Genomic DNA, 14,037 nt, shown 5'->3' with positions numbered 1-14,037 from the left:
CAAATACACCTTCAAATAAGAATTTTTTTCATTTGAAAATAATTCTTTGCTTCGATAAGAATCATATTTGATTTTTTTTGAAAAATATAATAATTAATTAAAATATTTTTCTTTACTTTGTCGCTCGAAATAATTTTTTTTCATCATTTGTGTTTTTACCTCCTTGTAATAATATTGCAAGGAGGTTTTGTTTTTATTCGGTTCCAAGTAAAACTCCTGACACATTCCACGCGCTGAAGCTTGTTCCTTCCGGTTCTCCTTGAGGAATTTTCACCTGAATAGTGTGCTTTCCAGCTTTTAAATCCCCTAAAGAAATGTAATTCGGGTTAGTAACCGTTCCGGGACACCAATTTGAACGGCTTAAATCTGAAGATGACAATCCGTCCGGAAAATTTCCTGAAGCGGGATTAAATAATCGATAAGAGCCGCATTCTGTTCTCCAGGGTGTAAATGAGAAAGATAATTTTCCGTCTAAATAAATCGAATTGGCTTTTGGAATAAACTCGTCACCGTTTTCCCAACCTCCATGTCCGGTTGTAATGTATCTCAACTGAGCATTTTTTAAGTCTTTTTCTAAATTAAATTCTACAAAAAGTCCTTTGTCATTATTAAACATTGTGGCATAATCCTGTCCTGCCATTTCCATGATATTGGTTGTGTTAAAAAGCGGAATCACTTTATTGTTTTTATTAACAATTTGTTCGCTGTTGTGAATTGTAATGTCTAAACTCACTTTGTGACCTCCTTTGTCGTAGTTTCCGATGAAAGTTCCAATCCAGATTTCTTTTTCAGAAAGGGAAGGTTTCAATTCTGTAATATCCTGACGAAACGGACTAATCGTTTGCCACGTTTTATCTTTCAGCTCAATGTGATTGAATTTGTTAATTCCGAAAGCGGTAAAAAATCTCATCAGTTCCACTGTCGGCTGATAATTTTGATTGGAAATAACACCGTAATATTGTTTTCCGTTTCCATTTTCGTAAATGGAAAGTGTTTTTACACCTTTTTCTAAACCATCAAAAAAAGTCTGTGATTTTTCTTCAGGAATGAAAAATACAGTTCCCGTTCTGTCGTATGCGTCGCCGTTTGATTGTTGTTTTAATTCCACAAAAATAGTTGAACCTTGAGAGATTTTCGGGAATTTTATCTTCTTTAAAATAATTGTTCCGTTGGCAAATCTTTTTATTTTTTCATCAGATTTTGATTGGTCTGAAAAATTAATGATTTCGTTTTCAAATACATTTAATGTTGTAAATCTGCTTTTCCAAAGTAAATCTCTGTAGCTCAGTAAATCTGTTGCAGGAATAGTTTTGTTGATAATTTTTTCTATTCCCGTTTTTTTGATTTTCTTTACAGAAACTGCTGTCGTTGAGGAATTTCCGTTTCTTTCAACCTGTAAAACCAAGCCTAAATTTTGCCCTAAACTTGATGGTCCGCCTTTTAATTTTAAATCATTTGTGTACCAAACTTCAATTGTGTTTGAATTGATTTTGGTAACTGCTTTTTTACAGTTGTAGCCTAAAATCTTTTTAGTTTGTGTGGTTAATTCAAATTCCTGTTTTGTGATAGATTCTTTATCTGAAGTTGAAATTGCTTCATTCGGATTTAAAAATGCATAAGAAATAATAGTGTTGGAAGGCTTTTCAATCTTACTGATTTCAAACGGAAAATTACTTTTCTGTTCTTTGATTTTTGTATTTAAAATAAAGTTTTCATTCTCATTGACCCAAACAATCGTAGGATTTTGATTCGGCTGAACTTTGCCGTTGTACGAACTTTCATACTGTATTTCATAAGTCTGAGAAAAACTGAAAATAGATAAGAAAATAAAAAAACTTGCTAAAATTGTTTTAAACATAATGTATTGATGGTTTTTACAAAGATAATTGATAGTTGATAATTTGTCAAACCTCTTTAGAATAGTTTATTTGTAAAATATTACTTTTAGAATTTCGTTTTATAGCTTAAACTGCAAGCATGAAACTCTATTTCTCTTTAATTGTATTTTTAATTTTTTCGAATTATTGTACTGCTCACAAAACTAAAGTGAAGATTCAAAACTTTGGAAATGTAAAAACACTCTATATTTCTGAATTTAATTTTGGCGACAAAACTGTCTCTGCGGAAGAATTGAAAATGGAAATTTTAGGAAAGTTATCAAAGCAAATCGCTGATAAACTTAATTTTAAAGATACTATTATGCTTGAAAGAAAAACCTATATGTATCATAATAAAAGTGATTTATTTATTGTTGAACAGAATGATGCAAATTACAAACTTTTGAAACTTAGCGAAGGCTACGAAAAAATGGAAGGTGGAAGTGGGGTTGCAATAAGAATACAAAGTTTGAAAGTTGATATTAAAGATGTTCTGAAAATGGTTGAATACGCTATTAAGAACAAGAAAAAACTCAATCAATCATTAATCCCTGTAAACTACTTTTATAATGATGATAATCAAATTACTATTCATGCTAATTCTAATGATTTTATTCAAAAAATTATTGAAAAGCAATCAGTTTTTATTGATGAAATAATTGAAAGTGAGTTTGAGTTGCTGAATAATGGTTTTACAAGAACCACAATTTCATGGAAGAACGGAGAGTTTATATTTGGGTTTAATGATGTTCCGCCAACAAACGGCAATTATTTAAAGCTTGAAACTGAAAAGTATATTATAAAAGACTTTAAATATTATATTGAAAATATCTGGAATGATTTCTTTGTTGTTTTTCATGATTCAAATCTTTTTACATACTTTGATGGAAGGGAAGGAAATACTTCTTCACAAAAACTAGATGAAAACATCAGTGATCATTATCCTTTTAGATTAAATAAAGATAAAATCTTAAATAAAATTTTATTGATTCCATTTAATAGTAATGGCTTTTATATCTATAAAATCAACAAAAAACTACTCCAAAAAATAGAGTAGTTTATGTATAATATATTAAAATTATTTTAAGATAATCTCTCAATCAAAGCCATGTAGAATCCATCGTAGCCTTCACTTGGCATTACTTTTTCATCTTTGATCATTTTGTAATTAGGATTATTTTTGATGAATTCATCAACTTGTTTGTTGTTTTCTGAAGGAAGAATAGAGCAAGTTGCATACACCATTTTACCGCCAACTTTTAACATTTTAGAGTAATCCTGAATAATTTGTTGCTGTTCTTTTTTAATTCTGTCGATAAAATCCTGATCGATTTTCCACTTGCTGTCCGGATTTCTTTTTAAAACTCCCAAACCAGAACATGGCGCATCAATTAACAGTCGGTCAACTTTATCATGAAGACGTTTGATAACTTTCGTGTCAGTAATTACTCTTGTTTCAATGTTGTGAGCTCCGGCTCTTTTTGCACGACGCTTCAATTCTGCTAATTTCCATTCAAAAATATCCAAAGCTATAATCTGACCTTTATTTTGCATCAAAGCAGCCAAGTGAAGAGTTTTTCCTCCTGCACCTGCACAAGCATCTACAACTCTCTGTCCTTCTTTTACATCAAGAAAATAACCAATTTTTTGTGAAGAAGCATCCTGTACTTCGAATAAACCTTCTTTGAAAGCAGTTGTAAGAAATACATTTTTCTTTTCTTCAAGTTGTACAGCATCAGGATAATTTCTTACTGTGAAAGAAACTACATTTTCGTCAGCAAGATCAGAGATAAGCTCTTTTGGAGTAGTTCTTAAAGAATTTGCTCTCAAAACAGTTGGAGCCTGCTCGTTCAAAGCTTGAATTTCTTTTTCCCATTTTGGTCCCAGTTCTTTTTCTAAAGTTTCGACAAGCCATTCAGGGATAGAATGTTCGATTGCTTTTGTAGGAACGGTTCCTTTTTTAAGTTTTATAAGAATGTCGGCAACTTTAATTCCGTCAAATTCTTCAAATTTCTTGTAATTGGTTTTGCTCCAAAGTAAGTAAGCGAGAATCAGCTTGTAGATATTATTGGGTTTTATACCTTCACCCATGTAATATTCAAGACGTTTTTTCCAACGGATAATATTATAGAAAATCTCAGAAACAACGGCTCTATCCTGACTTCCCCATTTTCTGTGAGCTTTCAAAAGTCTTTCGATTACTTTATCTGCGTATTTGTTTTTTTCGAAAAATGTTTCCTGTAAAGCATCGTGAATACCGATTGCAAGGTTTCTGTGAATTAATTCCATAAATTGCTGTAAGCTGTTTGAATCTGCAAAAATACAAATTTATGTTGAGAGTTAATGATTTGTAGTTATGAGTTATAAATTATGAATCCAGAGTTTAAATAAAGTTAAATTTAAACTAGTTGATTTTTACTTTTGCTTAACTTCTAACTTCTAACTTCTAACTTCTAACTTCTAACTTCTAACTCAAAAAACTATCTTTGCAAAAATTAATAAAATGAGCGACGCAGTTATTTGCCCGAAATGTAGTTCTGAATTTACATACGAACAAGATGATTTAATGGTTTGTTCTCAGTGTTTCAACGAATGGAATCCTGCAGAAAGTGATGATTCAGATAAAATTTTTGACTCAAACGGAAATGAATTAAAAGATGGCGATTCTGTAGTTGTTGTAAAAGATTTACCTGTAAAAGGCGCTCCGAAACCTGTAAAAGCAGGAACTAAAGTTAAAAATATTCGTTTAAGACCAAACAGTGACCATAATATTGATTGTAAAATTGATGGTTTTGGTTCAATGGCCTTGAAATCTGAATTCGTTAAGAAAGCTTAGTTTTAGATAATGTTAATTTTTGGCAATTGGTTTTAAATTTAAATCTGATTGCCAAAAGTTAATAAGAAAAGGAAAAAGTTGGACAGAGTACTCTTCAAAGACCTGATTGCTGAAAGCTAATTTTGTCTGGAAGTCAGGAAAGAGAATTAACCAAAAATTTCCTTATGTTGTCTTAACAAATGTAGAGATTTATTCTAAAGATGATTTATTAAATCATTGAATATTATCCACATACATTAAGTAATATTGTTTTTTATTTTAAATATGGGATTTAATCTAAAACAAAGTATTATTCAAAAGCTATTTTAACTAAATTTTCAAGCTTACGATTACTAAACATCACCATTTCTTTATTCTTGAATTTTATTTTATTCCAAAAATGATTTCCTGCGAATCTGCTTTCTAAAACTTCTGCTTCCAAACCATTTTCAGAGATTTTAATCTGATGCGGATAATAGAAAAATTTTGTAATATGCAATTCTGAAATTTCATTTTCACTAAAAATATTTACTTCCCCGAAAAGTTTAGCAACATAAGAATTGTAGGGATTTTTATAGGTTTCTTCAGCAGTGTCATTCTGAATTAATCTTCCGTTTTGTAAAACGACAATTTGGTCTGTCCATGCAATAATATCCTGCAGTTCGTGCGTAGAAATCACCAGAGAGATATTATTTTCTTTTACATATTTGAATAATTTTTCCCGAAGTTCAATTTTTCTCGCAAAATCAAGATTACTGAAGGGTTCATCGAGTAAAAGTAATTTTGGAAGGACGGAAAGTGCTCTCGCAATGGCAACTCTTTGCTGTTGTCCGCCACTTAGGTTTTTAGGCAAAACATTTGCAAATTCAACCAGACCGACAACATCCAAAAGTTCTAAAACGGTTTCTTTTTTCTTCGCTAAATTGATATTAGAAATAAACTTCCCCACATTGTCTGCAACAGTTGCATAAGGCATCAAATCAAAGTTTTGGGCAACAAATTTCATGTCAGCTTCTCCCGGAACAAGATTTCCTTTTGGCCCCAGTAATTTTGTGCCGTTAAAAACAATTTCACCTTGATTCCAGTCGTGTAATCCGTAGATAAGACTTAATAAAGTAGATTTTCCGCACCCGCTTTCTCCTGCCAAAGCAATGATTTTACCTTCATCCAATTTTAGATTAAGATTTTGAAAGAGTGGTTTTTCCTGTGAATGAGAAAAATATAAATTGTTTATCTCTAATAGCATACTGCAAAAATAAGGGTTTTTGAAGAAGACTGGTATAATTTTAGTAATTTAGCCTTGCAATAATTATATCAAAATGAAAAAAAGATTATTTTCTCTAGCTATTCCTGCACTTTTTACTGCTTTTGTCATCATTTCTTGTTCGAAAGAAAAACCTATAACAAGCGACGGCAATGAAGTGACAACTACAAAAGACGGAAGTAAGTTTGTTTTAGATACATTAAACAGTAATGTTGAGTGGAAAGGCTATAAAGTTTTTAAATCTGATAATACAAGTCACTTTGGAACCATTAAATTTGAAAGTGGCGATGTAACCGTAAAAGACGGAAAACTGGAAAGCGGAAAATTTGTTGCAGATATGGCTTCGCTAACTTCTGAAGACTTAAAAGACAAAAAAGATGATTTGGATAAACTAAACGGTCACCTTAAAAGCGCTGATTTTTTTGAAGTTGAAAAATTCCCAACTGCTTCTTACGAAATTACAAAAGTAAGCCCGTCTGCGGAAGGTGATTATAATACGGTTTTAGATGGAAATTTAACGGTGAAAGGAATTACAAAGCCTGCACAATTTAAAGCAAATGTTGCCGTAAATGGAGCAGAAGTAAGTATTGCAACAGAGCCAAAAGATATTATGAGAGAAGAATTTGGAGTTAAATTTCAATCTCCTGCTGCAAATGGCATTATCAAAAATGAGGTAACACTTCAAATTAAAGTAAAAGCTTTAGAAAAAAAATAATTTAAAAATTATTAAAAATCTGATGAGTAAGGCAATTTTAATAATCAGTATCGCTTGTCTCATTTTTTTATTGAGCCTACAGGTTTTGTATTATATTTCTTACAGTAATCAGATTATTCAGTTTTTTGGCGAATTACTTACAATTCCATCTATTTTATTTGTAGTTTTTGCATTTTTCTTTAGCTTGGTGAATGTATTTAGAATAAAGAAAGAATTTTTCTGATTCTTGGTATTAATACAATTACCATTTCAATGTGCGTCATTACAACAGTTTTAGATTACAAGTAATTAAATTTTAAACAATAAATATTGAATCTGTTTCAGCCGAAACAGATTTTTTTATGATAAATTGAAACAGATTTTTGAACTGAAAACCGTATTTTTGCAAATACATTTTTTTGAAAGGGTAAAACAATGATTGAAAAGATAGAAGAATTGCTGGCTGAAGTGAATGGTTTTAACACGACAAGCAAAGAGGAAATTGAAAACTTCCGAATCAAGTATAATGGGAAAAAAGGAGTTCTGAATGATTTTTATGAAACATTGAAAGAAGTTCCTAATGACCAAAAGAAAGATTTCGGACAGAAAATCAATACTCTGAAGCAAGCGGTTAATGTAAAGTTGGAAGATTTGAAAAATGCTTCTGCTTCTTCTATTATTTTAGAAAAAGATGACCTTACAAAACCTGCTTTTCCGTTAGATCTTGGTTCGAGACATCCTATTAATTTAGTGAAAAACAGAATTATTGATATTTTTAAATCAATCGGTTTTGCCGTTGCAGACGGGCCGGAAATTGAAGACGATTGGCATAATTTTACCGCACTAAATCTTCCGGAATATCATCCGGCGAGAGATATGCAGGATACTTTTTTCATCGAACAAAATCCTGATATTTTACTGAGAACGCATACTTCTTCGGTTCAAATCCGTTATATGGAACAAAACGAACCTCCAATCAGAATTTTGTCTCCGGGAAGAGTTTTCAGAAATGAAGCCGTTTCTTCTCGTTCACACTGTATTTTCCATCAGATTGAAGGTTTATATATTGACGAGAAAGTGAGTTTTGCAGATTTAAAACAGACTATTCAGTTTTTTACTACTGAGCTTTTTGGAAAGTCAAAAATAAGAATGAGACCTTCATATTTTCCTTTCACAGAGCCAAGTGCAGAAATTGATGTATATTGGGGATTAAATTCTGAAACAGATTACAGAATTACAAAAGGAACAGGTTGGTTGGAAATTATGGGTTGCGGAATGGTAGATCCTGCTGTTTTGAAAAACGTAAATATCGATTCTGAAAAATATTCCGGTTATGCTTTCGGAATGGGAATTGAGAGAATCACGATGCTTCTTTACCAAATGAGTGACATCCGAATGTTCTATGAAAATGATATAAGAACGCTCGAACAGTTTAAAAACTTATAAACTTAAGGCTTAAAATAAATTAAAATCCTGTGAAATTTTCATAGGATTTTTTTATTAACTTTATAAAATCACTTAAAGTTGATAATGAATTATTTATTAATAATAAGTTACTGAAATAGAGATGATAATTTGCACTTGTAGGGATTGGGATTTTGAAGTTTTTCTAATTCATTGCATCGGAATTTGTTTATCAAATCTTTACTAAAATGCTTAATTTTGTAGTCTGTTATCGGAGTTTTTGATCTGAAACTGATTACGAAAACAGCTTTAAAATACACATTTATATGAAGCCAAAAGATAACCGTAAAAAATCGTTGAGTTTTAAATTTAGAAAAATTGTTCAATACTCTCTTATCTTTTGTATTCTATTAATTCAGCTAATTATAGCAGGATATTTCTATAATGAATTTGTCAACAGAAAGAATTTAGCTTTCATCGAAAAACAGCTGAATGAAGTACATTCATTGGAAAAACTGACGGACAATTCAAGAAAGGAGCTTTTGAATGCACAACGTTTTCTTCAGCAATATCTTACTAATTCGGAAGAAAAATATTTAGATTCTTACTTTAAATCTTTGGATAAGCTTGGTGAAAACTTTGATAATATCAATCTTTATGAAGCCAAATATCCCAGGCTGAAAAATATCGTAACCTTACAAAAAACAGATTCTGTAGGAGGTAAAAATCTGAAATTGTTGATTGATTCTACTTATCAATATTCTACTAAATCCAATTTTAGAATTCCTAATTCTTTCCCTAAATTAAAAAAGTTTGATACCGATTATAATTTAGATAAATACGATTTTAATGTAGAAACCAAAACGTATGCAGATACTGTAAAGAAAAAAGGATTGTTCGGAAGATTGGGCGATGCGATTTCCGGGAAAGAAAATGTGCGTAAAGAAAGTACAGTTATCACCGTAAAGCAAGGGAAAACTCCTGAAGCAGCTGCGATAAAAGCTGATATTGACAGTATCATGAATTTAGTTCAAAATCATTATTCAGGTCAGGTAAAAAGAATTCAGGTGAAAGTTGTTGAAAAACAAAATGACAGCAATAAATTTTATACTATATTTAACAATCTCCTGATTTACAGTAATGGTGTAATGAATATTTATGATGTTGCGGTAAAAGACTCAAAATCAGATTTAGAAAAAGAATACGCTCAGCAAAATTCTGACAATAATAAAATCAGAACTTATCTGATATTGGGAGCGATGGTTTTAATGTTTATTGTTTCAATTTTAATCATGTACTTCACGAGAATTGCGTTCATCTATGAAAAGCGCTTAAATGCAGCCAATAAACAAATCAAGGAAAACCTGAATTTTAAAAACAGAATTTTAGGAATGTTGAGCCACGAATTGAGATCTCCGTTAAAAATTATCGGAATTTTCATCAGAAAAATCAACAAAAAAACGAATGATGACAGCATTAAAGAATATCTGAAATCGATCAGTTTTACCAATAATACTTTGTTGATGCAGGCAAACCAAATTTTAGAATATACCAAAAATCAGCATGTAGAAAATAAATTGCTTCCTGTAGTTTTTAATCTTAAAAATGAAGTAAATTCTATTTTAACTTCTATAGAACCTTATATTGAGACAAGAAATAATAAATTTGTTGTTAATGAAAATATTAGCCCTGAAATTGAAGTGTATTCTGATAATACCAAAATCAATCAGATCTTCATGAATATTCTCGGAAATGCCAATAAATTTACAGAGAACGGACAAATTTCGGTGAATACAAAAGCTGAAAAAATTGATGAAAACAGAGTTTCGTTGAAGACAATCATCACAGATACCGGAGTTGGGATTTCAAAATCGGATCTCGAAAAAATATTTGAACCTTATTATCAAGGTGTTTTATCTGAAGATGTAGAAAATTTGGGTGCCGGTTTAGGATTAAGTTTATGTAAAGAAATTGTTGAATTATACTCCGGAAATATCTCTGTTGACAGCGAAAAAAATGTTGGAACTACTGTGAGTTTTACAATTAATTTGAACATTAATAAATGAATAATATAGATTCTGAAAAGATAAACTTTTTGCTCGCAGATGATCACAGTCTCATAAGACAGGGGGTGGAATTTGTTATTGAAGAAATTGGCTTTGAGGGCGAAATTTTTCATGCATCTACATTACAAAAAGTTTTAGAAACTATCGAAGTACAGCAATTGGATATTGTTGTAATAGACGCTATTTTCCCGGATGGAAATAGTCTTACCATCATTCCCGAAATAAAAACTCGTAAGCCTGAAATAAAAATTCTTGTTTTTTCCGGCGTCGACGAAAATACTCAATCGATTAAATACATCAATGCAGGAGCAAATGGTTTTCTTACCAAATTAAGTGAAGAAGACGAAATAAAAGAAGCCATTTTAAAAATTCATAAGACAGGAAGATATATTTCTTCAATTACTCAGGATTTATTGATTAGTGCGATGCAGAATAGCAATACAAATCGATTAAAAAATCTTACCGAAAGAGAATTTCAGATTGCAGAATTGTATGCGAAAGGTTTAGGGAATCTTGAAATTGCTTCACATCTCGACATTAAACAAAATACTGTAAGTACCTTTAAGAAAAGGATTTTCGATAAACTCGATATCGAAAACCTCGTGGAACTCATCGAATTAATGAAAGATAATCATTAATATTTTTTCGCTCAATTTTTCCAATAATTATTTTTGTAGATAAATATCTACAATCGTATCGAGGTATATCTACAAGAAAAATTATTATGATAAGTCAAGAGTTGGTAATTTTACACCAAGAAAGATGAACAAAAAATGAGCTTCTTTAAAGATGATTTTTAAGTCATTATTTTAAAAGTAAGTTCAAGGTTTTGAAGTTGGTTTAAAACACAAATGACGAAAAAACAAGGTGTCTGATTGCGGAGTCGAAAGACTCTGCAAAAAGATATTAAAAATGTAAAACCAAATTCAGTATAACTTTAAAACACAAATTGATTAACCTAAGTGTCATTATTACCGAGCTGAAAAGCTCTGTAAAAGATGCTTAAAAAATCAATAAATACATAAAACACAAATGATAGAAACCTTAGTATAATTACAGAGCTGCAAGGCTCTGTAACAGATACAGGTAAAAATTTTTTCATAATATTTCATGGGACAATGATTCCAGGATTTATGTTAATTTAGGTTTACAGAAAGCGATTCTCTCGAGTCGCTTTTTGTTTTTCTACTCATTGCAGTCTCTTGCGATACATTTCCAGGTTGTCGAGTATAATTTCACACATTTAGCATCAATATCATAAATAATCATGCCTTCTTTTGGCTCTGATATCATTGATGAATTCTGAACTCTTGTAATTACAAATCCTTTTTCTGAAGATTCTAATGCGATAAATCCGTTTGGAATATTTTGTGGCCAAGCTGATAATTTAGAAGTCTGCGTAGAAATCCCTAATTTAGTTGGAGTTCCGACTCCTATTGCTCCTGGTTTTGTGCAATATTGATAAACAGTTAATGTAATTGTCGCCACATTACTTTGTAAACCGGCATTATCATAAACGGTATAATTTACGATAGGTAAATTTCCTGTAAAACCTGTTTGTGGAGTAAAAGTAAGTAAACCAGCATTGGTTAAGCTGAAAACTCCAACATTTGTTATACTAAAACCTTTTACATTTCCATTGACATCAGTTACAATAGAATTTGACCCGGAAGGCGGAATCAAATTAATTGTTGAAGAAACTACAGTCCCAATATTTGAATCTGTATCGTTTGCTGTAAGATTAATTTGAATAGCTGTATTTTTTTCGCCACCTTTCACATCATTATTCGCAACAGGAGGTTGATTAATTCCAAAATTCTGATTTTGAATAGCCAAATCATTTAAAGTGACATTAATAATATTGTCAGTATTATTATCAGTTGCTCCAACAATTACAAAACCTGTAGGAGTTTGAAGTTCAATTTTATAATTACCTGGAAAAATATCCGGAAAAATAAAAGCACCATTAGATCCTGTTGTCACAGTATTTATCAAAACATTACTTGAATTATAAAGTCTCACCGTTGCTCCGGAATATCCATTTCCATCGGGAGTTCCTGCGTTATTATCATTAAAAACAGTTCCTGAAATCGATTGTACAACACCCATCGAACTTTTATTATAAGCAGTAAAAGCAATATCACTTACTCCGGAAAATTTCTGGATAAAATATTTTACTGATGTAGCATTGGTTGTTGTAATTCCAAAATCACTCCAGTCAAACGCCATCATTCTCAAAGGTCTTGTTCCGTATAAATTTGCCTGATAAGTTGGTGTGGGGTTTACAGGATTATAAAATTTAAATTTTCCATAAGCAATAATAGGAATTGTTGTAGAAAAATTGATACTTACAGGAATTCCTACACCAGCATCATTGGTATCAGCAAAATTATAGACATCAAAAACATTTCCTACTTCTCCAACTTGTGTAAAAATAATGTCAGGAATTCCATCGCCGATAGAAAGTGTATTGATATTGGAAATTTGATATTTGATTTGAGAAGAAGCCGGAAAATTAAATATCGCAGTTCCTAGATCTAAACCGCTTGTTCCGTCAGTAATATAAGTCAAAAGATTATTGGTTACCGGAACCGGAGAAATATTTCCATCGCCTCCGCCATAACTACTTCCTACACCGATGTAGGTATTTGTATTCGGAGTTGGTGAAGATGCTGCGGGAAAAGCCTGAAAATTCAGTGGAGTATAATTAACAGAGTTTGTGGTCAGTCGAGAATCGTTTACTCCTGTAGAATAAATAGTTCCGTTCCATGTAAATGCCAATAAATTGTGGCTGTTTGTTGGGTTTACAGAGTTTTGAGTTTGAGAATCCCAATACGTATTAAAATCTGTGAAAGCTCGAGTTATTCCTTGTCCAAATGTAAAATTTACTATTGATAATAAGGAAGCGATTAGAATTAATCTTATTGTATTTAAATTGCTTTTCATCTTCTCGTGTTTTTAATTCTTTGATTTGGCTTTTACTTAAATCATTAATTCACAACAAAGATAATAATTGTTTAGATAGGGATAGGGATTTAATTAAAAAAAATAACATAATATTAACTTCAAATAAATTTTAAATTTATAATCATAAAAAAATTCCGATAAAACTTACCGGAATTTAGATGTTGTAATTGTAGAAACCTATTTTGTAAACTTTACAGGGTATTTTACATTTTTAAAATCATCAATACTTGCCTTTAAAGAACCAACAGCCAATTCGGCTTTTAATAATAAAGGAATGTGATTGTAATCGTTGCTTACCCACATCGTAACGCCTTCTTTTTCTTTGAAAACTCTTCCGCTTTTTACTGACGGAATGATTTTTAATGCACTTATAGTTCCGAATTTTGTTTTTAAATTCTCTGTCCCTATCACTTTCAGCTGAAAAGGAAACATTTCATCATCGATCCAGACATTCATATTGATAATTGTTCCTACTTTCAGTTCGGCAGGAGTTTTACTTCTCAAATAATAGAAACAAGAAAGCATATCCTGAATTCCTTTTACAGATTTTATTGTTTTAGATCCATTTGCAGGGGTCTTTTTATCCGTCAAAATCAATGTATTATTATCATGATTAAAAGTGGTCTGCAAATGTTGGGTATAACTACCTTCTTTTACATTTCTTACGTAGAAACTTGGTAGTTCTGTATTAATGTTAATATAACTTTCGTACAAATCTTCAACTTTAAAAAAAGCTCTTACAGCTCCGGTTGTTTGTCCGGTTCCCTTCACATAAAGATGGGGAACTCCCTTATAATTAACTTTTTTTGTGGTAAGATTTGCTGAACCTGCATTCAAGAATCCGTAATGAATTCTTAAAGTAATAGATTCGCCGTCTGCAACATTATTCAATTGCGAATATCCCAAAAAGAAAGCAAATATTGCAATGATAGTATGTATCTTCTTCATAA

General features: G+C 31.1%; 11 protein-coding genes. 6 read left to right on the top strand and 5 right to left on the bottom strand.

Going from position 1 to position 14,037, the window contains the following annotated elements:
- Positions 1-193: 193 nt before the first annotated feature.
- Positions 194-1,858: a GLPGLI family protein gene (locus OEA66_RS04600; protein ID WP_267280278.1), complete on the bottom strand. Its 1,665-nt coding sequence runs from the start codon at positions 1,856-1,858 to the stop codon at positions 194-196.
- Between the two features lie 119 nt (positions 1,859-1,977).
- On the opposite strand from OEA66_RS04600, the gene OEA66_RS04595 reads away from it, so the two are divergent.
- Positions 1,978-2,934 carry a hypothetical protein gene (locus OEA66_RS04595; RefSeq protein WP_267280277.1) on the top strand — a complete coding sequence of 319 codons (957 nt, stop codon included), beginning with the start codon at positions 1,978-1,980 and terminating at the stop codon, positions 2,932-2,934.
- Between the two features lie 26 nt (positions 2,935-2,960).
- Here the strand turns inward: OEA66_RS04595 and OEA66_RS04590 are convergent, their stop codons facing one another.
- Positions 2,961-4,166 (bottom strand): RsmB/NOP family class I SAM-dependent RNA methyltransferase, encoded by a 1,206-nt coding sequence (locus OEA66_RS04590; RefSeq protein ID WP_267280276.1) that lies wholly within the window; start codon positions 4,164-4,166, stop codon positions 2,961-2,963.
- A 214-nt stretch (positions 4,167-4,380) separates the two neighbouring features.
- Here OEA66_RS04590 and OEA66_RS04585 point away from each other — a divergent pair, with 214 nt between their 5' ends.
- The gene (locus tag OEA66_RS04585; RefSeq protein ID WP_267280275.1) at positions 4,381-4,713 is read left to right on the top strand and encodes a zinc ribbon domain-containing protein YjdM; all 333 of its coding nucleotides are present in this window, start codon (positions 4,381-4,383) and stop codon (positions 4,711-4,713) included.
- Positions 4,714-5,002: 289 nt separating this feature from the next.
- On the opposite strand, the gene OEA66_RS04580 is transcribed toward OEA66_RS04585, so the two are convergent.
- On the bottom strand, positions 5,003-5,938 hold the full coding sequence (locus tag OEA66_RS04580; protein ID WP_267280274.1) for a sulfate/molybdate ABC transporter ATP-binding protein: 936 nt from the start codon (positions 5,936-5,938) through the stop codon (positions 5,003-5,005).
- 73 nt (positions 5,939-6,011) lie between these two features.
- On the opposite strand from OEA66_RS04580, the gene OEA66_RS04575 reads away from it, so the two are divergent.
- The 4 genes from OEA66_RS04575 to OEA66_RS04560 all read left to right on the top strand — a co-directional run bounded on the left by OEA66_RS04575 (position 6,012) and on the right by OEA66_RS04560 (position 10,758).
- On the top strand, positions 6,012-6,671 hold the full coding sequence (locus tag OEA66_RS04575; RefSeq protein ID WP_267280273.1) for a YceI family protein: 660 nt from the start codon (positions 6,012-6,014) through the stop codon (positions 6,669-6,671).
- Between the two features lie 414 nt (positions 6,672-7,085).
- On the top strand, positions 7,086-8,096 hold the full coding sequence (pheS, locus tag OEA66_RS04570) for a phenylalanine--tRNA ligase subunit alpha (protein ID WP_267280272.1): 1,011 nt from the start codon (positions 7,086-7,088) through the stop codon (positions 8,094-8,096).
- A gap of 284 nt (positions 8,097-8,380) precedes the next feature.
- Positions 8,381-10,120 carry a sensor histidine kinase gene (locus tag OEA66_RS04565; RefSeq protein ID WP_267280271.1) on the top strand — a complete coding sequence of 580 codons (1,740 nt, stop codon included), beginning with the start codon at positions 8,381-8,383 and terminating at the stop codon, positions 10,118-10,120.
- Complete coding sequence (locus tag OEA66_RS04560; protein WP_267280270.1) at positions 10,117-10,758, top strand: response regulator; 642 nt, start codon at positions 10,117-10,119, stop codon at positions 10,756-10,758. Before OEA66_RS04565 ends, OEA66_RS04560 begins: the two co-directional genes overlap by 4 nt.
- A 547-nt stretch (positions 10,759-11,305) precedes the next feature.
- On the opposite strand, the gene OEA66_RS04555 is transcribed toward OEA66_RS04560, so the two are convergent.
- Both OEA66_RS04555 and OEA66_RS04550 read right to left on the bottom strand, forming a co-directional pair.
- Complete coding sequence (locus OEA66_RS04555; protein WP_267280269.1) at positions 11,306-13,066, bottom strand: SdrD B-like domain-containing protein; 1,761 nt, start codon at positions 13,064-13,066, stop codon at positions 11,306-11,308.
- 198 nt (positions 13,067-13,264) lie between these two features.
- Positions 13,265-14,035 carry a DUF3108 domain-containing protein gene (locus OEA66_RS04550; protein ID WP_267280268.1) on the bottom strand — a complete coding sequence of 257 codons (771 nt, stop codon included), beginning with the start codon at positions 14,033-14,035 and terminating at the stop codon, positions 13,265-13,267.
- Positions 14,036-14,037 lie beyond the last annotated feature (2 nt).

The sequence above is a fragment of the Chryseobacterium luquanense genome, assembly GCF_026460945.1.
Classification (GTDB): domain Bacteria; phylum Bacteroidota; class Bacteroidia; order Flavobacteriales; family Weeksellaceae; genus Chryseobacterium; species Chryseobacterium luquanense.
This window is presented reverse-complemented; position numbering and strand designations above follow the sequence as displayed.

What these genes read in the sequence shown, in the direction of transcription:
- OEA66_RS04550 (WP_267280268.1), bottom strand. Translation starts at nt 14,035, where the DNA reads ATGAAGAAGATACATACTATCATTGCAATATTTGCTTTCTTTTTGGGA.
- OEA66_RS04560 (WP_267280270.1), top strand. Translation starts at nt 10,117, where the DNA reads ATGAATAATATAGATTCTGAAAAGATAAACTTTTTGCTCGCAGATGAT.
- OEA66_RS04595 (WP_267280277.1), top strand. Translation starts at nt 1,978, where the DNA reads ATGAAACTCTATTTCTCTTTAATTGTATTTTTAATTTTTTCGAATTAT.
- OEA66_RS04565 (WP_267280271.1), top strand. Translation starts at nt 8,381, where the DNA reads ATGAAGCCAAAAGATAACCGTAAAAAATCGTTGAGTTTTAAATTTAGA.
- OEA66_RS04580 (WP_267280274.1), bottom strand. Translation starts at nt 5,938, where the DNA reads ATGCTATTAGAGATAAACAATTTATATTTTTCTCATTCACAGGAAAAA.
- OEA66_RS04590 (WP_267280276.1), bottom strand. Translation starts at nt 4,166, where the DNA reads ATGGAATTAATTCACAGAAACCTTGCAATCGGTATTCACGATGCTTTA.
- OEA66_RS04575 (WP_267280273.1), top strand. Translation starts at nt 6,012, where the DNA reads ATGAAAAAAAGATTATTTTCTCTAGCTATTCCTGCACTTTTTACTGCT.
- pheS (WP_267280272.1), top strand. Translation starts at nt 7,086, where the DNA reads ATGATTGAAAAGATAGAAGAATTGCTGGCTGAAGTGAATGGTTTTAAC.
- OEA66_RS04585 (WP_267280275.1), top strand. Translation starts at nt 4,381, where the DNA reads ATGAGCGACGCAGTTATTTGCCCGAAATGTAGTTCTGAATTTACATAC.
- OEA66_RS04600 (WP_267280278.1), bottom strand. Translation starts at nt 1,858, where the DNA reads ATGTTTAAAACAATTTTAGCAAGTTTTTTTATTTTCTTATCTATTTTC.
- OEA66_RS04555 (WP_267280269.1), bottom strand. Translation starts at nt 13,066, where the DNA reads ATGAAAAGCAATTTAAATACAATAAGATTAATTCTAATCGCTTCCTTA.